This is a genomic window from Tenacibaculum sp. 190524A05c, from assembly GCF_964036595.1.
In the GTDB taxonomy this organism is placed as follows: Bacteria; Bacteroidota; Bacteroidia; order Flavobacteriales; family Flavobacteriaceae; genus Polaribacter; species Polaribacter platacis.
On record NZ_OZ038523.1, the window covers coordinates 1,836,331 to 1,856,194 of the forward strand.

At 29.3% G+C, this 19,864-nt stretch carries 27 protein-coding genes; all 27 read left to right on the top strand.

The genetic code is table 11. From position 1 onward, the window contains the following. Positions 1 to 19: 19 nt before the first annotated feature. The 27 genes from ABNT61_RS07950 (at position 20) to ABNT61_RS08080 (ending at position 19,856) form a co-directional block, all read left to right on the top strand. Complete coding sequence (locus ABNT61_RS07950; protein WP_348745507.1) at positions 20 to 1,048, top strand: alkane 1-monooxygenase; 1,029 nt, start codon at positions 20 to 22, stop codon at positions 1,046 to 1,048. A 3-nt stretch (positions 1,049 to 1,051) separates the two neighbouring features. Then, positions 1,052 to 2,425 carry an aldehyde dehydrogenase gene (locus ABNT61_RS07955; protein ID WP_348745508.1) on the top strand — a complete coding sequence of 458 codons (1,374 nt, stop codon included), beginning with the start codon at positions 1,052 to 1,054 and terminating at the stop codon, positions 2,423 to 2,425. 2 nt (positions 2,426 to 2,427) lie between these two features. Beyond that, a complete protein-coding gene (locus tag ABNT61_RS07960) occupies positions 2,428 to 3,159 on the top strand; it encodes a nitroreductase family protein (RefSeq protein WP_348745509.1) in 732 nt (243 codons plus the stop codon). Positions 3,160 to 3,230: 71 nt separating this feature from the next. After that, positions 3,231 to 3,617, top strand: coding sequence for a hypothetical protein (locus ABNT61_RS07965; protein ID WP_348745510.1), 387 nt, complete (start codon positions 3,231 to 3,233; stop codon positions 3,615 to 3,617). Positions 3,618 to 3,835: 218 nt separating this feature from the next. Continuing rightward, positions 3,836 to 4,948 carry a DUF6985 domain-containing protein gene (locus tag ABNT61_RS07970; protein WP_348745511.1) on the top strand — a complete coding sequence of 371 codons (1,113 nt, stop codon included), beginning with the start codon at positions 3,836 to 3,838 and terminating at the stop codon, positions 4,946 to 4,948. 129 nt (positions 4,949 to 5,077) lie between these two features. Further along, positions 5,078 to 5,638, top strand: a complete 561-nt coding sequence (locus tag ABNT61_RS07975; RefSeq protein WP_348745512.1) for a Crp/Fnr family transcriptional regulator — start codon at positions 5,078 to 5,080, stop codon at positions 5,636 to 5,638. 71 nt (positions 5,639 to 5,709) lie between these two features. Further along, entirely contained in the window at positions 5,710 to 6,162 is a 453-nt protein-coding gene (locus ABNT61_RS07980) for a nuclear transport factor 2 family protein (RefSeq protein WP_348745513.1), read from the top strand. 164 nt (positions 6,163 to 6,326) lie between these two features. After that, positions 6,327 to 6,887 carry a hypothetical protein gene (locus tag ABNT61_RS07985; RefSeq protein ID WP_348745514.1) on the top strand — a complete coding sequence of 187 codons (561 nt, stop codon included), beginning with the start codon at positions 6,327 to 6,329 and terminating at the stop codon, positions 6,885 to 6,887. A gap of 458 nt (positions 6,888 to 7,345) precedes the next feature. Further along, positions 7,346 to 7,609, top strand: coding sequence for a hypothetical protein (locus ABNT61_RS07990; RefSeq protein WP_348745515.1), 264 nt, complete (start codon positions 7,346 to 7,348; stop codon positions 7,607 to 7,609). A gap of 25 nt (positions 7,610 to 7,634) precedes the next feature. Then, on the top strand, positions 7,635 to 7,946 hold the full coding sequence (locus tag ABNT61_RS07995; RefSeq protein ID WP_348745516.1) for a hypothetical protein: 312 nt from the start codon (positions 7,635 to 7,637) through the stop codon (positions 7,944 to 7,946). A gap of 146 nt (positions 7,947 to 8,092) precedes the next feature. Next, complete coding sequence (locus tag ABNT61_RS08000) at positions 8,093 to 8,473, top strand: hypothetical protein (RefSeq protein ID WP_348745517.1); 381 nt, start codon at positions 8,093 to 8,095, stop codon at positions 8,471 to 8,473. Positions 8,474 to 8,611: 138 nt separating this feature from the next. Beyond that, the gene (locus ABNT61_RS08005; protein WP_348745518.1) at positions 8,612 to 9,940 is read left to right on the top strand and encodes a hypothetical protein; all 1,329 of its coding nucleotides are present in this window, start codon (positions 8,612 to 8,614) and stop codon (positions 9,938 to 9,940) included. Positions 9,941 to 10,148: 208 nt separating this feature from the next. Beyond that, positions 10,149 to 11,051 carry a hypothetical protein gene (locus ABNT61_RS08010; RefSeq protein ID WP_348745519.1) on the top strand — a complete coding sequence of 301 codons (903 nt, stop codon included), beginning with the start codon at positions 10,149 to 10,151 and terminating at the stop codon, positions 11,049 to 11,051. 135 nt (positions 11,052 to 11,186) lie between these two features. After that, complete coding sequence (locus ABNT61_RS08015; protein ID WP_348745520.1) at positions 11,187 to 11,654, top strand: GNAT family N-acetyltransferase; 468 nt, start codon at positions 11,187 to 11,189, stop codon at positions 11,652 to 11,654. Between the two features lie 148 nt (positions 11,655 to 11,802). Then, the gene (locus ABNT61_RS08020; RefSeq protein WP_348745521.1) at positions 11,803 to 12,144 is read left to right on the top strand and encodes a hypothetical protein; all 342 of its coding nucleotides are present in this window, start codon (positions 11,803 to 11,805) and stop codon (positions 12,142 to 12,144) included. Positions 12,145 to 12,148: 4 nt separating this feature from the next. Further along, positions 12,149 to 12,562, top strand: coding sequence for a hypothetical protein (locus ABNT61_RS08025; RefSeq protein ID WP_348745522.1), 414 nt, complete (start codon positions 12,149 to 12,151; stop codon positions 12,560 to 12,562). 112 nt (positions 12,563 to 12,674) lie between these two features. Next, complete coding sequence (locus ABNT61_RS08030; RefSeq protein ID WP_348745523.1) at positions 12,675 to 13,055, top strand: hypothetical protein; 381 nt, start codon at positions 12,675 to 12,677, stop codon at positions 13,053 to 13,055. Between the two features lie 110 nt (positions 13,056 to 13,165). Then, positions 13,166 to 13,735, top strand: a complete 570-nt coding sequence (locus ABNT61_RS08035; RefSeq protein WP_348745524.1) for a hypothetical protein — start codon at positions 13,166 to 13,168, stop codon at positions 13,733 to 13,735. A 39-nt stretch (positions 13,736 to 13,774) separates the two neighbouring features. Further along, complete coding sequence (locus ABNT61_RS08040) at positions 13,775 to 14,545, top strand: hypothetical protein (RefSeq protein ID WP_348745525.1); 771 nt, start codon at positions 13,775 to 13,777, stop codon at positions 14,543 to 14,545. 109 nt (positions 14,546 to 14,654) lie between these two features. Beyond that, positions 14,655 to 15,287: a hypothetical protein gene (locus ABNT61_RS08045; protein WP_348745526.1), complete on the top strand. Its 633-nt coding sequence runs from the start codon at positions 14,655 to 14,657 to the stop codon at positions 15,285 to 15,287. Positions 15,288 to 15,315: 28 nt separating this feature from the next. Then, positions 15,316 to 15,831, top strand: coding sequence for a hypothetical protein (locus ABNT61_RS08050; protein WP_348745527.1), 516 nt, complete (start codon positions 15,316 to 15,318; stop codon positions 15,829 to 15,831). A 10-nt stretch (positions 15,832 to 15,841) separates the two neighbouring features. After that, entirely contained in the window at positions 15,842 to 16,405 is a 564-nt protein-coding gene (locus tag ABNT61_RS08055) for a Crp/Fnr family transcriptional regulator (protein WP_348745528.1), read from the top strand. Positions 16,406 to 16,470: 65 nt separating this feature from the next. Further along, entirely contained in the window at positions 16,471 to 16,851 is a 381-nt protein-coding gene (locus ABNT61_RS08060; RefSeq protein WP_348745529.1) for a hypothetical protein, read from the top strand. 128 nt (positions 16,852 to 16,979) lie between these two features. Next, the gene (locus ABNT61_RS08065) at positions 16,980 to 17,717 is read left to right on the top strand and encodes a DUF6733 family protein (RefSeq protein ID WP_348745530.1); all 738 of its coding nucleotides are present in this window, start codon (positions 16,980 to 16,982) and stop codon (positions 17,715 to 17,717) included. 225 nt (positions 17,718 to 17,942) lie between these two features. Further along, on the top strand, positions 17,943 to 18,449 hold the full coding sequence (locus tag ABNT61_RS08070) for a hypothetical protein (protein ID WP_348745531.1): 507 nt from the start codon (positions 17,943 to 17,945) through the stop codon (positions 18,447 to 18,449). A gap of 323 nt (positions 18,450 to 18,772) precedes the next feature. Further along, complete coding sequence (locus tag ABNT61_RS08075; RefSeq protein WP_348745532.1) at positions 18,773 to 19,336, top strand: Crp/Fnr family transcriptional regulator; 564 nt, start codon at positions 18,773 to 18,775, stop codon at positions 19,334 to 19,336. Between the two features lie 121 nt (positions 19,337 to 19,457). Continuing rightward, a complete protein-coding gene (locus tag ABNT61_RS08080; RefSeq protein WP_348745533.1) occupies positions 19,458 to 19,856 on the top strand; it encodes a DoxX family protein in 399 nt (132 codons plus the stop codon). Positions 19,857 to 19,864: the final 8 nt, after the last annotated feature.

The window sequence follows — 19,864 nt, forward strand, 5'->3', positions numbered from 1 at the left end:
TTTTTTTAGACCCTTTTCAATGAAAGCATTAAAATATTTACTCGTTTTCAGCATCCCTTTAACTGTATATGTTTCATTCACCTCAACCGGTTGGATAACATTTCTTCCACTTATTTATGTTTTCGGAATTGTTCCTTTATCTGATATGTTTTTAAAGGTAAATGCAGAAAACTTCGATAAAGAACAAGAGGTAATTGAAAAAAACAATAAACTATACACCTACATCTTATACTTAACACTACCTGTACAAGTTGGGTTTCTTATTTGGTTTTTATTTGTAATTAATGAAACTACAGCTCCTTTAGATTTAATTGGTAGAATTTCGGCAATGGGAATTATGTGTGGTGTTATAGGAATTAATGTTGGTCATGAATTAGGTCATCGTAACAATAGATTCGAAGAATTATTAGGAGAAATTTTATTAGCTACTTCTTTAGAAACGCATTTTTTACCGTATCATAATGCTGGTCATCATTTTAATGTTGCGACCCCGGAAGACGCAGCAACGGCAAGAAAAAATGAACCTTTATATACTTTTTGGATTCGATCTCAATTTATGAGTTATCTCCAAGCTTGGAAGTTAGAGAACAAAAGATTAGTTACTTCTGATCGTTCTTGGTCCCATCACCAAAACAGAATGTTGATCTACACTATTTGTCATGCTATTCTTATCGGAAGTATATTCTACTTTTTCGGATTAACTACAACACTCTATTTCTTAATAGCTGCAATTTTTGGAATTCTATTATTAGAAACCGTAAACTACATAGAACACTACGGGTTATTAAGAACTAAAAATAAATTTGGCAGATACGAAAGAGTAAAACATATACACTCATGGAATTCCAATCATGTTATTGGAAAACTAGTGTTATTTAACTTATCACGACATTCAGACCATCATTACAATGGCAGTAAACATTACCAAATATTAAAATCTTTACCTGAAAGCCCGCAAATGCCAACGGGTTACCCAGGAATGATGTTACTCTCTCTCATTCCTCCTATTTGGTTTAGAATAATGAATAAAAAACTTCAAGAAATTTAATACATGAGCATTCCTCAACTTATTGAGCAACAAAAACAGTTTTTTGCAACCCAGCAAACAAAAAGTGTTGCTTTTAGAAAAAAGAGTTTACAAAAATTACTTAAAGAGATCATCCGAAGAGAAAACGATATTTTAAAAGCATTGCATAATGATTTTAAAAAGTCGGAATATGAAGGTGTAATGACAGAAACGAGTATTGTTATTGCAGAAGTAAAAATGATGATTAAAAAAGTAGCGTATTGGTCTAGACCGAAACGTGTTCAACCAGCACTACTGAATTTTCCATCATCAGCAAAAATTCATACTGAACCTTATGGAACAACCTTAATTATTGCCCCTTGGAATTATCCGTATCAATTGGCTTTTTCTCCATTGGCCGGAGCAATAGCAGCAGGAAATACTGTTGTTTTAAAACCTTCTGAATTAACACCTCATACGAGTGCTATTTGTAAAGAAATAGTTGAAGCAGTTTTTGACCCAGGACATGTTACTGTTGTTGAAGGAGGAGTATCAGAAGCACAAGAATTGTTGGCTCAACGTTGGGATTATATTTTCTTCACAGGAAGTGTTCCTGTTGGACGAATCGTAGCAAAAGCGGCTGCTGAATATATCACACCTGTTACTTTAGAACTGGGAGGAAAAAGCCCGTGTATTGTAGATGATACTGCCAATTTAAAATTAGCCGCTAAACGAATTGTTTGGGGGAAATTTTTAAACGGTGGACAAACTTGTATCGCTCCAGATTACTTGCTTATCCATAAAAAGAGCAAAGACAACTTTGTAGCGGCATTTAAAGAAGAAATCACTAAGGCTTATGGAGAAAACCCACAAGCTTCAGAAGATTTCCCGAGAATTGTAAATCAGAGAAATTTTGATCGATTAGCTAAAATGTTAGAAAACGAATCTGTTTTAGCTGGAGGAACAACAAATCGAGATGAAAATTATATTGCTCCGACATTATTAGATGAAACTAGTCTTGATAGCGAAGCCATGAAAGGAGAAATCTTTGGTCCGATATTACCTTTGTTAACCTATGAAACACAAGAAGACTTAGCTACTGTAATTTCTAAATATGATAAACCTTTAGCCTTTTACGTGTTTTCAAATAAGAAGTCGTTTGCAAAAGAACTTATTAAGAAATATTCATTCGGAGGCGGAACTATAAACGATACGACAGTTCATTTCGCGAATCATAAATTACCTTTTGGAGGTGTTGGTGAAAGTGGAATTGGTGGGTATCATGGTAAACATACTTTCGATACTTTTTCTCATAAAAAAGGAGTGGTAACTCGAGGAAACTGGTTAGATGTACCGACTCGATATGCTCCTTACAAAGGAAAACTAAAACAATTAAAAACCTTAATGAAACTAGGATAATCATGAGTGAAAAGACCGTTTCTGAAGCCATAAACTATAGAAGATCTGTTAGAGTTTACGATAATGAAAAACCAATAGATTCCTCAGTTGTAAAAAAATGCATTCAACAAGCAGTATTAGCACCCAACAGTAGTAACATGCAGTTGTGGGAGTTTTACCACATTACTTCCAAAGATGTCATAGAAGAAATTGTTCCGTTATGTTTTGGACAAAATGCAGCGAAAACTGCACAACAGTTAGTTGTAGTAACGGTTCGCAAAGATTTATGGCCTAAACGCGCAAAAGCCAATTTAGATTATCTAAACAAAGTATTTCCTCCAAAACCAAAAGCAGAACAAACTAGCCGAGAGAAATTTGCCAAAAACTATTACCAGAAACTTATACCAACGGTTTATAGAGATTTCTTCGGATTATTTGGATTATTGAAATACGTAATTATGCTAGTAATGGGTTTATTCAAACCTATATATAGAGAAGTTCGTGGTAAAGACATGCGTGTTGTTGCACATAAAAGTGCTGCTTTGGCCGCACAAACTTTTATGCTAAGTATGGCTGCCAAAGGATACGACACATGCCCGATGGAAGGTTCTGATACTTGGCGCGTAAAAAAAGTTATTGGATTGCCTTTTGGTGCCGAAATTAACATGATTATTTCCTGTGGAATTCGAAAAGAAGAAGGAGTCTACGGACAACGTTTTAGAGTTCCTTTTGAAGAAGTGTATAAAACGATATAAAACTCCTAATATCCTGGATTACTTTCGAGATAACCAGAATTATAGTAATGATATAAGTAGTTGTAAATAACATGAAAAAAAGAAATCTATTCGGAATTATAACTCTTCTTCTTGTTTTATATAGTTGTTCAAATTCAAAACTTAATAAAACAGATTTAACTTGTGGTTATGAAAATCAAAAAATCACTATCCAAATTGAAAACGGAAAAGAATTTTTAATTTATAATCAACCAACTAAAACTAATTTTATAACAACAAATATTGACCCGATAAATCTCAGGATTGCAGGAGCTGGGATTAGGGTTCTTGGAACGAATAAAGATAAAACGGGAATGCGAACAGAAATTAAAGTTCTCGAGGACTATATAGACAATGATACTTTGAATATTAAAGTTTGGTACACTAAAGACAACCAAAAAACGTGTGATTTTAAAATACCTATTAAAAAAGTTGAATAAAATAGTATTTACAACAATGGCTATAATTAATACGGGTTTTGGTGTTTAATCCAAAGTTTAGTCTATTTTTATAAAGTCCGCCCAATCTTTTAATTTGGCTTTTAAAATGAAAAAATTAAAACAAAATAAAAAGTTTTAACTAAGTGCTTAATCGGAAGTTAATCGCAGATTTATTTCCTCACTAATCATAGCCGAAGCGGTTAGTCATAATTTAAAAAATGAGATTATTTAATAAGAAATATAAATGGGATGGTTATTGGGAAACCTGCTACTTTTTGAAAGAATTTGATTCAAATGAAGAAATTAATATCCAATTTGAAGATGAGTTATCTGAAATTCCAAAACCCAAAGATTCTCAATTAAATTCTGTAACTTTTATAATTAATAATCAAGCGAAAATTTTAAACAGTCTCTATGAAAGTTTTTTGTCTGAATATGATAAATGGAAAGAGATTTATGAAGAACATTTACCAGAAATGAAGTCTATAAATGATGTTAAAAAACATATAGAAATTTCGTCTATTTATATTGACTTACCAGAAAAAGAAAGTATTTCTTATATTGGCTATAGAGGTGATTGTTCTTGGGATGAAGAACATGGTATAGGATTTTATACTCACAAACTTAAAGTCTTGGAAGTAGGAGAGTCTTCTATTGGTTTTAGTGGCACATGGAATGCTTACAGAGATTTAGGGATTGAAAAGCAAATTGAATCTGAAATAGCAGAGAATAATAAAAATCCTAAGCTTCCGAAAAGATATATTCCACACCCTACTTACGGACTAAAACCTTCACAAGAAGATGCTAATAAAGGATACTACTACCATTTAATTGAAAGAGGATTTAATCAAGAGTTTATAAACCACTTTAATCAAGGTGATATAAATACAGAAACAAGAACAGGTTACGTAGATATGTCTTTTCTAGAAAGAGCGTGTCAGTCAGACAATAATGAAATAGTCGAATTTCTTTTATCTAAAAAACCAGTTGAAACTAAAGGATGCTTAAAACAAGCTAGTTATAATTTAAATTTATCAATGATAAAATCGCTTGTCAATCATGGAATAAACATAAATGAGCAAGATGACTGGTTTAAAGATTATCCTATTCAAAATATTGTTTCTTCAATTGGTACTTTAGTTAGAAATAAAGAATCTAAAGAAAAGTATCTCAAAGCTATTGATGTTTTAAAGTGGGTATTAAATAATGGTGCAAATTCAGAATTTGTATTAAATCCAATAAATGAATACGATAAATTAGAATATAGTTTTGAAGATAAAAAGGTAAGAGACGAAATTAAAGAAATATTAAAAAACTATGGCTATAAGTAATTGCTTGTTCTAACCTACTCCTGAAAACCCTCGCGGATTTTAAGTTTTGTGTGTACTTGCAAAGCTAAGTGCTAAACCACGCAACTAATCATAGCCGAACCGTTGACAATAATTTAAAAAACAAGAAGATTGAGAAAATTTCTGTCAGATATATATAAAGTAAATGATAAAATTCTTGATGAATATATTTCACACTGGTCTGAATACCAAATACCAAAAAAAACTATAATTACCCAACCTGAAAAAACTGAAAACTATATCTATTTTGTGAAGGAGGGAATTCAAAAATCTTACTATTTAAATGAAGGAAAACAACATATAATGTTTTTTGCCTACAACCCATCATTTAGCGGGGTTATGGAATCCTTTCTAACACAAACCCCTTCAAAATACTACCTTGAAACAATTACTGACAGTAAGTTTTTAAGATTATCTTACAGTAAACATATACAACTAATTAAAGAATACAGAGAACTTGAAACGCTATTTAGAAAAATTACAGAACAGTTTTTATTAGGTATTATCGAAAGACATCATCAACTAATGGCTTTTAACACCAAAACCCGTTTCAAAAATTTTGCAAAGAGAAGTCCGCATTTAATAAATATAATTCCTCAAAAAGATATAGCTTCCTATCTACGAATTGATGCTACCAATTTTAGTAAACTAATTAATACAATCGAAATCTAAAAATCTTGGTTTTTACCAAGATTTAAAACACTTCCATTTCTGAACTTTGTCTCATTAATAATTAAAAAAACATGAGATTAATCAAACACGCATTTATAATAGGAATAACAATATTCTCTATAAATGCTTATGCCCAACAAAAGGAAACAAATACTATGACAAATCAAGAAATTGTAACAAAGTTTTTAAATGGATTTAATAACCCTGAATTGATTCAAGAATCAATAGCATTGTTAGCAGATGACTATAAATTTAAAAATCCAATGGTTGAATTGAATTCTAAAATAGAATTTATTGCATTAGCCAAACAAATAGGTGCTGTAATCACCGGAATAGAAATAATCAATATCGCTGAAAATGGGAATTGGATAGCTGTCCATTATGATTTTAAATCCTCTGTCGTAGGTCTGGAATCAAACACAGCCACTGAATGGTTTAAGATTGAAAATGGAATGATAAAAGAATCAAATTTAATATACGACACTTCGGAATGGAGAAAATTTTATGCACAGATGAAAGAATAAAACTATTGCCAACAATGTATAAAAGTAATAACGGTTTGGATGAAAACTCGAATCATTTTTTCTAATAATTAGGTATCTTGTCTTCCGAAAGGTAAGTACATTTATTCGCCACTGCTCTTATACTAAACTGTTAGCAACAACAAAAATGCTATGAAAAATTCTTTATGAAAAACATTATTAATCATAAACCATTTATATTAATTGGATGTATAATTTGGATAACTTCTTTTTTTAGAGAATTAACTAGACTTCAACCTTATTCTACAATTGGAATAATAATTTCACCAATGATTTTATTATTTGGAGTAATTATTTGGTTTAAATATTACAAAAAGACTAGAGGATATTTCCCAAAGTTTCTTGAAACGTATTCTTTACTGACTAAAAGAGCAAGAAAAAATCCATTTGTCATATCTGAATTTACATTTAAACACATACTTGAATTTTGGACTTTTTTAATAATTTTCTGGATGGGATTATGCCTAATAATAATTCTAACATTTGGACAATCTGATGCTTTTAAAACCACCAAACAATATTGTAGAAATAATACTGAAATAACCCAAAAAACTGGTAAAATAAAATATTTCGGATTATTAATGAGTGGTAATATTACTACAAGAGGAAAAAATGGAGAATCAAATATCACATTCACTATTGTTGGAGAAAATGGAATTTTTAAAACTAATGCAGAATTAATAAGGGATAATGATAGATGGGAATAACTAATTTAACAATAATAAAATAAAAAATTCTACCGCCCACATCGTGTATAATTAATTACGGCTGTCCGGAAGCTTCGGGACCTCACCAGAAAATTCAATCTTATTAATTATCTTTCCGAAACATTGGAAAAGAACTCGCGTCCTTTTTCCGCAAAAAATCATACGCAAATACATTACAATTGATTTAAAAAAATATGACAAAAAAACAGAATGCAGAATTTGAAATTTATGGCTCTAATTTCAACTTTTATTGGCCTAGAATAATTATAACTCCATTTTTTATCTTTTGGGTTGTATTACTTTTAAGATATTTTAATTTTTGGAGTAATAGCATAAGATTAATCTCATACATGATTGACCTTTTTTTAATCCCTATACTTTTAAGCATACCCTTTTATTATAAATTTTATAAAACAGCTCAAAAAAAACGACCTATTGTTAGTCTTTATGAAGACTATATGACTTTTAAATTAGATGCACCAATGCCTAAGTTTGCAAAACTTTTTAATGAATTATTCATTAAGCCCAAATTTAAAAGAGTAAAATATCAAGAAATAGATAAAATATACAAGTACAAAGGAATTTATGGAAGCGGATATTATGTAGAGGGAGAGAATAAAAAATTTGACTTTAGAACCTCTATTCATACGATAAATAATAATATAGAAATGGATATGCTACAAAAAAGGTTAGTCAAAAAGGGAGTAAAAATAGAATTCTAAACCATTTTTAGAATTTCAAATAGACTTGTTTAATAAATTCAAAATAACTAAAGATTTAACATCCCAAAAAAACATTATTACTAATCAAGAATATATTCAATTCAGCGAATCGTTTAATAAAAATGAATTTGCTTATTTAGATTGGTTAGATAAAAAAAATTGTAAACAAGGTTTTTCGTCCATTTCTAAACCTTTATTTAATGAGAACTATAATCTTGCTATAATTCGTTTTGAAAAAATTTGCGGCCCATTATGCGGAGGCGGATTATTAGCATTGTACGAGATAACAAATGGTAAATGGAAACAAAAGAAAATATTAGACAGTTGGATAGATTAAAAAACTTATTAAACTATGTATAGTTCATTGCTTATGAATTTACTAATTGGATATTCAATCTTATTAATTATCTTTCCGTAATATCTGAAAAGAACTCACGTGCTTTTCCAACAAAATAATCATACGCAAATACATTGGTAATAATTATGAAAAAAATCTTCTATCTGATTTTAATATTAATGAGTTTCCAAAGTTGCAAGGGGCAATTAAAATGTTCTGATTTAAAAAACGGAATATTTGAATTAAAGTCCGAGACTGGAACAACAATAATCGAAAGAAAAGGAAACATACAGATTGAAAAGAATAAGGGATTGAATTATTACTCTGATGTGGAATGGATATCAAACTGTAAGTATGAATTAAAAAATCATCGAAATCATAAAGGAGAACTTGAAAAAGAAGAATTGAACAAGATTTATACAGTTGAAATAATTGAAATAATGAAAGATTATGTGAGAATTAAGACAAGTGCTAATTATTCTGATAAAAGTCTTGAACGAACATTGAAAATAATTGAAATAAAATAACTCTTACCAACACAGTGTATAAAAATTGCTGTTTTAGATAAGCCAATATTAGTTTCTTGTCTACTAGCTTGAGATTTTTCTTCTAAAATCTTCATGCACAAACACGCGACTTTCATACATCAAACGTTAGCGACTATTATGAAAAAATCTATTCTTTTTTTAATCATACTAATAATAATATTGCAAGTTGCACATGCCCAAGAAATAATTGAGTTTACTGATAATATTACAGTTGAAACATTAGAACAAAATAACAAACAGCGAACACGAAACGGAAATTGGAAGGTCACTTATCCTGGTGTAAACAGGTACGAATTAGGAAAATATGTTAATAATAATCGAGAAGGAAAATGGATTAGCTACTATTCGAATAATAAAATCTGGAAAATAGACACTTATAAAAATGGTGATTTTCAAGGTGAATTCAAACAATACAACGAAAAAGGCTATTTAGTCATAAAAGGGCAATATTTTAAAGGCAGAAAAGCTGGAGAATGGCAGTACTACTTTAAAGTAGGAACACTGTCGGATATTGGAAAATACGTTGACGGAAAAAAACAGGGGAAATGGGTGTCATATTTTCCAAACAATCAATCTTTAAGCAAAGAACCACGTAAAATAATTTATTTTAAAAATGGAAAAAAAGATGGAGAATACATATCATTTTATGCCAATGGTAGCGTACAAGAAAAAAAGAAATACACAAATGATTACCCAGTAGGAGCATCATATTTATTTCATAAAAATGGAAAAAAATCGAAAACTATATTTTATGATGAGAAAGGAAAACAGATTGCTTCTAAAAACTTTTATGAATCCGGAGTATTGAAAGAAAAAAGAATATTTGACAGTATACAAAGGGTTATATCCATTGAAACTTTCTATGCAACCAAAGGCTTGGAAAGAATTAAAAAGATAAGCTATGAAGAGAATAATAAAATATCAAAAGTATTAGAATATCACAAAAATGGCGAGTTAAAGACAAAAGGGACTCAAATAAATGATAAACAAGAGGGCTTATGGGAATCTTATCATAAAAATAAAGAGTTAAAAAGTAAAATCTCTTACGTTGCTGGGAAGATTGATGGAGATTATAAAACATTTTATAGCAATGGTCAAATCGAATATAACGGTACTTTTGCACGTGGACGAAAAATGGGTAAATGGACACTATACGGAGGAAGAGATTATACCATAATTGAAACTGGGCATTACAACGAAAAAGGTAAAATAGGCCAATGGAAGTATTTTGCTAAGAAAAAACATCTATTTAAAATCGAAAATTATAAAAATGGCAATCTTGATGGAGAATATATTGAATACGATAGCTATAATAAAGGCGTTATAAGAGCAAAAGGAAAATATGTTAAGAATAAAAAAGATGGTCCTTGGATTTTTTATGATGATACAGGAAAAATAATTGAAAGAAAAAGATATTCTATGGGGTCATTTATCAGCGATAAATAAGATTTTCTAACAAGATCTTTTTAAACATAACTAATAAATGCTTAACCGAAAGGTTTGTGTATATTTAGAAAGTCCGCCAAATTTTTAATTTGGCTTTTTAAAAGAGAGAAATTAAAAACAAAATATAAAAATTCGGCACTGTGTTAATCCGAAAAGTTAGTGTCTTTTTACACGCTGCGTTCCATACACAAGTCCGTTAGCACCAATAATGAAAAACCAAGTGAAGAAAATTAGAATATTGATTTTACTAATCGTAATTACGACATTAAGTTCTTGCCAATTTAATCAGTCGGTAAACAAAGATTTGACAACTGGAGCTTATTCAAGAGGTGACGGAATTGGAATTGACGATGTAATAATTGAGATTAATGGAACAGCTGACAATAGAAATGAATTTGTCTTTGGAGAAAAAGTAAATCTTGTATTTAACAACGTTTCTGGACTAACGAATTCAAACGGAAAAACATTTCCTGAACTTTCAATGCATATTGTAAAAAATGAGAAAGACACTATTCTTTCAAATCCAAACTTACTTGAAAGTATAAATAATGGAACTGACCTTTCACCACTTCAATTGCACGCGAACTTCAGAGCTGCTTTTCCAAACAAGAACAATGAAAAATACAAGGTGTTTGTTGAAATTTCAGATAAAAAAGGCGATGGAAAATTTAATTACGAATTACCTTTTACAGTAAAAGAAAACGACTTATTGGACATAAAAAGTAACGGAATTGAATACTCAACTATCTATTTATGGAATGAAACTCTAAAACAACCTGTTTTTGACAGTAATGTAAGTTCTGAACATCTTTTTATCTTGATACTTAATGATATTGAAGGATTGGAATTAACCGATGAAAAGGTCTTTCCTATTTTTTCGCTCGACTTAACCGATAATAATGGGAACAAAATACTTTCCAATCCAAATCTTTTAAGTGCTTATGAAAATGTCGGAGTAAATCCGAAAGATTTAAAAAGTCAAGTAACCGCTAAACTTACATTTACGAAAACGAAAGGAACAATAAATAATCCTTGTAAATTGACTGCAAAATTGAAAGACAAAAATTCAGAAAAAGAAGTTAATATTTCAACTGAATTGTATATAAATTAAAGTTACTAACAATAACTATAAGTAATTGCTAGTTTTAGCCTCCTTACAAAAATCTTTGAGGACTTTCTATCTGTGATTTATTTGATAACTTTAGTCTTTAAACGCGCAAAAGAATGATAAACAAATAAACGAAAAGTGGAATTTATTGAGAAGATAGAACTTTCGAAAAATGATAAAAAAGAGATTCTTAATCTTTGGAATACTGAATATCCAGAAAAATTGAATTATCAAACACTTTCTGAATTTGAAAAGTATCTCGAAGATTTAACTGAACAATCACATATTTTAATGAAAAGCCAAAATCAAAGTATTAAAGGATGGTATTTTGACTTTATACGTGATAAAGAAAAGTGGTTTGCTTTAATTTTAGATTCAAAGTTTCACGGAAAAGGATTCGGATCAAAAATTCTCAATCTTGCTAAAGAAAAAGAATCAGAATTAAATGGTTGGGTAATTGACCATAATAGAGATAAAAAGAAAAATGGGGAAGCTTACATTTCACCTTTAAATTTTTATCTTAAAAATGGATTTGAAAAACTGAAAGAGAACAGATTAGAAATAGGAAAAATATCAGCCGTACAAATAAAATGGCGTAAAAACTGAAAACAAGAATTTGAAAAACAATAGCTATTTAATTACAAAAACGAAAGTAAAACATATAAATAGTAAGCGGTAATAAACTTAAAAGCATGTAACCAAAACCCACTACTATTCTTATACATTTCTAATATCTGCAAGCTACTAACTCAAAATGAATTCTGAATTAAAAAAATATTTATTAGAACAATGTCGAGATTGGATGCTTGATGAAGAAAAGGTAATTTTGAGAAGATTAGGCTTGACTGAATCTGGAGAAATCACAACAAAAAAAATTGCTCTAGCTCAACATGAAATGGATTTGCTATACAGGTTTCAAGATAATAATGTGAATGAGATAGTTTCTTTAGGAAAGACTCAAGCAGAAGAAATTATCGCAAAGCGCATTTTAAAAGACAATCCAAATATTATTAATAATTGTTCAAAATGCGGAAAACTAGCAAGAACGCCAAGAGCAAGACAATGTAGGCATTGCGGAAATAAATGGTTTGAATAATTTTATGGCAAAGGAACCTAGAGGTAGATTATATCAAGAATCAGAGTTTGTCTTTGATGAATTTAATGGATTAAAAGTTGAACGAATAATCGTATGTCAAAATGCAGATTCTGAACCTATATTAGTATATATTAAAGTTGAAAACAGAAACTGGCATCAGTATTTTCTTGATGCTGGAATTGGGTTTTGGGAAAACTGGGACAATTTAATAGATATTGATGATGATGATGAATTCAAACACATTGATTCGACGGACAAACTTAAACTGAGAGGAAAGCGAATATCGAAAATCTATTGCACTAAAGACTACAGAAATAGCAGAATAGTTATTGAGTTTTTGGATAAAGAAAAATTAATTTTAAAATGTATAAATCCTGAAATTTTGGACTCGGAATGTGAGTTAATAAAGGTAAAATAAAACCAGCAGGTATCATAATATATAAAACATAACTAATAATTCTTAAACCGAAAGGATTATGTATTTTGTATACCAAGCTTCATACACAAATACGTTAGTAAAGAAAAAACAAATGAAAAAAATACTTGTTAAGAAAAACGAAGAAGAGGAACTTCCAATTCCACATATTTGGAGACCTATTTTCAAAGAAATTGTAAAAGCTTTTGTGAAAGGAGATTATAATTTAATTTCAGAAATAAAAAACGTGAATCCGATTTCTAATGAAACTGCTAAACAAATCAGAGATTATATTGAAGATTATGGAGAAGAATTAGTTGAACTTCCCAATGAAACCTGGAACTCATCGGTTTATATTTGTTATGGCGATTATTGGAATGTCCTTATAGACCTTTATACAAAAGAAGAAGGATTGAGCGATTTAGTTCTGAATGCTGAAGTAAGCAAAAACAATAATAATTATTTAGTTGACATTCAATTAGTTTATGTACCTTAAACTACGATTATCAACAAAGTACAACCACAATTATAAAAACTCACTATACCTCTGAAATAACTCAAATTATAATTGATTTAGGGAAAATTAAAATATAAGCACAACTACCTTTGAATATAAAAAACCTTAAAGACGAAATATTTAAAAAATATGATGACTTAGTTTTAATTGAAGATAAAACTAAAAAGAATGAGTTACGCCTTGAAATAAAATTAATGTTAAATAAGTTAGATCAAAAAGATTCGAATTGTTATCATCTTCTTGGACTTCTAGATTATGAATCTGATGACTGGAAAAAACATATAGACAAATCAATCCAAAATTTTGAAAAAGCAATTGAGTTGGATAAAAATAACTTTTTAGCTCAACTGTTCTTAGCACATTGTTATCATGATCTTAATCAATTAGAATCAGCCTTATTAAACTATAATAAAGTTAACCAGGAAAAGCTAAAAGAGTTTCAAGTATGGAGATATACTAAATTAATAGAACAAATCGGTTATTGCGAATACAAACTCGGCAATAAAAAAAGTGCAGAAACACATTTCGAGGAAGTACTAAAATGGTATAAAAAATTACCTGAAATTGACAGAGTTGTTCCTTCCGAAATTATAGAATGTTTACCACAAGATCATTGGATTGTAATAGAAATCAAAAAAATTGAAACCTATCTGAAATAGATGTACAATGTAATAAAGAATATAATTAATTTTAACACTATGAAAAACAAGACATTATTCTATTCTTTAATCTTTATCTTTTTGTTTTCTTGTAAACCTGAACAAGTTGAAATAAATGAACTCAACAACATGCTAAATGAAAATTTAAAGTTCAATGAAAGAGTTTTAAATATATTCAGAGGTCAATATTATCAACTAGCTTCAGAAAAACCTGCAAGAAAAATCAAAAATCTAGATGAATTAGACGTAAAGTTTGACTCGCTAATTTCACTAATTGATAACGCGATAATCACCAATACCAAAAATAATTATGAAAAAATCATCCTTCTCTCAAATGAAGTTTTAACTAAAACTCACAAAATAGCTAATTACAAAACCAACACTTTATCCTTCAAGCTTGATGAAACTAAAGATGGACTTCATAAATTGAAACTGTTAAAAGGTAAACTTGTACTTGCAATGGCCAATACATTTGAATATGCCTGCAACATACCTTGTGATCTTAGCATAATCAGAAAAGTAGAAATAGACAGTATTATTTCAAAACATACTAACCAAGGAACCAATCTTACATTGACTTCAAAATATGGGCAAAGCATTAAAGAAAACAGAAGAATAATAATTAATAAAATTGAACATAACGGGAAAGAGAAAAAGTTAGACTATACATTGAACAAAAACTACTCTATGGTAGATATTGAGTTTAATTCCTTGGAAAAAGGAACGTATGTAATAGACGGAATATTCAGAGTTTATACTAAAGATGTAAATATTGACATTCCTTTTAATAAAAAAGCAATTGTTGAATAGTATTATTTTCCATTGTTATTGAAAGCTATTCTCTTCTTTTAATTCTTACGACCATATCGCTTTCATTTGATAATATTTGTTTTATCTTACTTAAGTAAAAAATAAAAATATGAACAATATAAAGACTGATCGAAGAAATATTAACCAAGTAAAACAAATAAATTTAATAGTATTATTAACACTTCTAATACTAGTATTGATGGTAGTATCTCTATTTATATTTAACTCCAAAATTAATTCCGTTTCTGAGCAACTAGAAACAATAAAAAAAGAACAAAAACTTAGTAATACTCCTATCGTTTCAATTGAAGGAAGTTTTATAACTCGAAATCAAGAATTTGGAATAATACTAAGAAATAAAGGACAAGGAAGTGGCTTTATTAAAAGTATAAATGCAAAATTTAAAGATAAGTGGTACAAAAATCTTTGTGATGAAAATAACATTGTAAAATTATTAAAAGCAATGGGTGTTGATGGACTCTGGGCAGAATATTATTGTTATAAAACTGGTGAAATTTATAACGATCAAATATCAATGGTTGCAGGTGAAAAAAAGTTTTTGATTAGAGCTGTAAAGGGATTGTATAGCGATGAAAATTACCTTAGAAACTGTAAAAAACTTGGCTTATCTATAAACAAACTACTATTAGAAATTGAATATTGCTCAAAAGATGGTGAATGTAAATGGGTAAGACGAGACTTTAGTAAGGAAGACATATTTTTAGACTCTCTTCCTGATTAAATTACTACCTTTTAACTCAATCTACAAAATGAAATATTCAATACTTTTCCAATTTCTTGTAATTTTTTCTCTAATTGGTTGTAAACAAATTCAACCATGTGATGCTGTTGTGTATTGGAAACATGAAGGACTTATTAAAATTTATAATAAACCTAACGGAAAAGAATTAACATCACTCCAGAATGATCTACAAAATGAAAACTTTCTAAACTTAAAGATTAAAGAAGTTACTAGCGATTTTTTCTTAGTTGAAATAAGTTTAGAAATAAATGGCATAAAGCAAGTTGGATGGATTAAAAAGAACAGCTACATCGGAGCTTTCATGAAAGGTGAAAAAGAATATATGGATTTGACTCTTTACAATTCACCTAAAGATGAATTATCCGAAATAAAAAAAATAAAAAACTGGAAAGCTGGATTTGTTACCATTGAAGGTTTTCAATCGAAATGGACAAAGGTTTCCATAAGCTATAAAGGAAAAAGAGTATCTGGATGGATTCAATCAAATAAACTTTGTCCTAATAATTATTCTACTTGCAGTTAATTGAAAATTAATGGAAAAACTAAAGAACTGTATTTTAAGCCAAGTTGCTATTGAGAAAAAATCAATGGAGGCTATTCTTTCCGCATTCGAACTAGTTGAATTAAAGAAAGGAGAGTTCTTTCTAAAATCAGGTAAAATTTGTCGTAAAATGGCATTTATAGATACCGGATATCTAAGAATGTATGACATCGTAGATGGAAAAGAAATAACGTTATGGATAGGTAGCGATTCAAGATTCATTACATCTCTTTCTAGTTTTATTTTTCAAACCAGTAATCATTGGAACATACAAGCTATTACAGATTGTAAACTGTATGTTATTAATCGAGAGAATCATTTTAAGCTTAATAAAACAGAACCTAAATGGTTAGAATTCGATAATATGTTATTAGCAAACTCTTTTGCGCTATTAGAAAAAAGTATGTTTTCTCAATTGCATACTACAGCAAAACAACGCTATGACAATTTACTTAAAGAAGAACCTCAACTTTTTAAATATGTTCCACTTCAATATATTGCTTCAATGTTAGGAATTACACCTGAATCTTTAAGTAGATTGAGAAAAATCAATTAATTACCATTTGTCAAGAGAGATCTTGTTTCATTTATTCAATTTTGTTGTAATAAAACTTTACAACAATGAATAACCTACAGAAAGCATTAAGAAACAATGCAATATTTTCAAGTATCTCAGGAGTATTAATGATTCTACTAAATCGTCAACTCTCATCATTATTTGGAACATCAAACAACACTATTTTTTGGAGTATTGGTTTAGTATTACTCTACTTCGCTATAACCATTGGGTTCGAAATTAAAAAACAAAGAAGAACTCCCATAATATGGATTATTATTCAGGATTATGTCTGGGTCCTAGGCAGCATTATAATCTTAATTACAAAACCTTTTCAAATTACATCAACTGGAAATCTAATAATAGGAATAATTGCACTAATAGTTCTATTCATGGGAATCCATCAAACCATTGAATTAAAAAAGTTTAAAAATAAAACAGAATAAGCAAAATACGTTTAAATACGTATTTAAATCAAATAAAACTAAGTATTAATACTTAACTTAAAATAAAGAAATCATTACATTTGACTGTGAGAAAATATCATTTCATTAATAAATAAAACGAAATAAAAATGAAAAAAATCTTTACTACAGTTATTTTAATAGCAATGTTAAACGTAAGCTTTGCTCAAGAAGACAAAGAAAATTCAGAAGACAAATTAAGCTTTACACTTAGTTTAAACCAAGACGCGTTTTTTGGATTTAACCCAATGATGACTGCATCTTATGAATTATCTGAAAAAGGTTCAATTACCGCATATGGTATTCAATGGGGAGCCGGAACCGGAAGTGCTTGGGGACAGTGGACAGAAATTGGTTTAGGATACAATTTTAATGTTGGTGATTTTGATATTAATCCGCAACTAGGTTTTACCATGGGTAGTTTATTATCTAGTGGAGCTAATCAAGAAGGAATTATTGGTGATGGTATTGTACCTAACTTAACTGTTAATTATGGATCAGAAAAATTTGAAGGACAATTTTATTTTGGTTATTACCTAGCGTTAAGAGATAATACTGCTGCCGGTCAAGCTACTAACAATTATGTACACTATTGGGCAAATTTAGGACATAAAGTATCCTCTATTTTTTCTTTTGGAGCACACTTTGAACAATTGTACTTATCTGGCGGAAGTATAAATGGCGGCGGAGACCTTGACAGAGCTGATGGTTATTTTTGGGTTGGTCCTTACGTACAAATTCAAAAAAAAGGTATTGGTTTTAGATTTTCAGGTGGATGGAACGCAGAAGATAGTAATGCCTTTTCACAAAATGATTTTTATAAGTTGACCTTTTTTGTTTCTCTATAATTACATCAAGAAATTTCACAAAAAAGAGTTGTCTTAATTATATAAGAAGCTGTCTCAAAAGGAAAGTTAATATCTTTTGAGTCAGCTTTTCTATTTTATTAAATTAGCTATATTGAAAAAGAATACTGAATAAAAGATTAATTCAAGAAATTAAACTTTTAACTAACTTTACATCAGAAAAAGAACTGCAAAAATCTTAATTAACTAATCACTTTTATTTCAAAAATGAAAAACTTCATAGTTATACTTCTAACAATAACTTCCAACTACCTATTTTCTCAAAATGGATTCCCAGATTGGGATAAAAGCTACACATACGAAAAAGCTGAAAATATAATTCAAAATGAAATTGATTATGCTAAGAAAGTAGACCAAGATAAAACTGAAGGTAGTTATTACGTTGCAATGAGTAAATTTAGATTTATTGCAACGTTTACTGGAAAAGAAAGACCTATTAATTCCGAAGTTTTAAATTCTATGAAGAGAGTTTTTAAAATTAAAACTGGAAGCAATAAAATTTTAAATGATTTAGTTTCTAAAGAATTTGAATTTAATATTGGAAAAACAAGAATATGGATGCCAATTCAGAATCAAATAATGACGGCATTTAGAAACGAAGTGAAAAAAGATAAAAAAGTTCTGCTTTACACTTTATTCACAAACGAACATCAATTCAAAGGAGGAATTATTAATACATTCTTAATTTCGGAATTCACAACAGATTGGGATTAGTTTTTTGAAAGCCTTTATATACAACAACTAAAAACTTCATATTTCTCATACATTAAACATAATTATAAAACCATCAAAATGAGTAAAGAACAAACTAAAAAAACAACTAAAAATGTATTCATTCTAACTATTGTCGGAGTCGTTCTATACAAAGTAGTTGTAGATTTAATCTGGCCATTAATTGCTGGTTAATAATAAACTTTTCAATCTAAATTTTAGAATAAGCTTTGTAGAAAGAAACAAAACATCCTTCAAACTCCATAAGTTTTTAATTAACTTTACTAGATAATTTACTTCATGTAATATCCATTAGCCAAATAAAAATGAAACATCCTTTAAGACAACACATTGAAGAAATCATCTCGTTAACCGATGAGGAATTCGATTTTGTTTTAAGTCATTTTGAAACTGTAAAAAAACGAAAGCATCAATATTTAGTTCAGGAAGGAGATATCGTCAAAAAAGAATTTTGGATCACTCAAGGATGTGTCAAAAGTTATTTTTTAGATGAAAACGGAAAAGAACACATACTTCGTTTTGCTATGGAACATTGGTGGATTACAGATTATGAATCCTTCGTAAAACAAATTCCTTCGACTATTTATATCGATTGTTTAGAAGATTGTGAATTCCTGTATATCTCTTATGAAAATAGAGAAAAGCTTACTAGTGAAATGCACAAAATGGAACGTTTTTGGGCAAAGAAAAGTAAGTTTGGACGAATTGCACTTCAGAAAAGAATTCTCTCTCTACTGAAAAACTCCGCTAAAGAACGATATGATCTTCTTTTAGAACAACATCCACAATTATTTCAAAGAGTTCCTAAAAAATTGATAGCTTCTTATCTTGGTGTTTCAAGAGAAACATTGAGTCGATTGAACTCTTAACTCACGTTTAATTTTACTTCGTATTTTTTTCAAAGTGATATACGTCACAATAAAGTCGTGATGTAAGTCCTTCCCCACCCCTTCAATTCATCTCAACTTTGTAGCATAAAATTATAAAGAGATGAAAACAATTAAACAAAACACTGATTTAGGAATTCTAATATTTCGAATTCTTGTAGCTGGATTACTGATTCTACATGGTATTGGAAACCTGACAAATGGATATGTATTCATTAAAAGTATGATGTCTAAATCTGGTTTACCTGAATTTATGGCCTACGGAGCATTTATGGGAGAAATCATTGCTCCAATTTTTATTCTCCTAGGATATCGTGTTCGTATTTCTTCGCTATTTGTAGCATTAACAATGTTCATTGCGATTTTAACCACACATGCTGGGGAAATATTTAGTTTAAATCAATTCGGCGGTTGGGCAATTGAGTTACAAGCTTTCTACTTATTTGGAGCTATTGCTATTTTTTATACCGATAGTGGTAGATATACCATATTGAACAAATAGACATACTT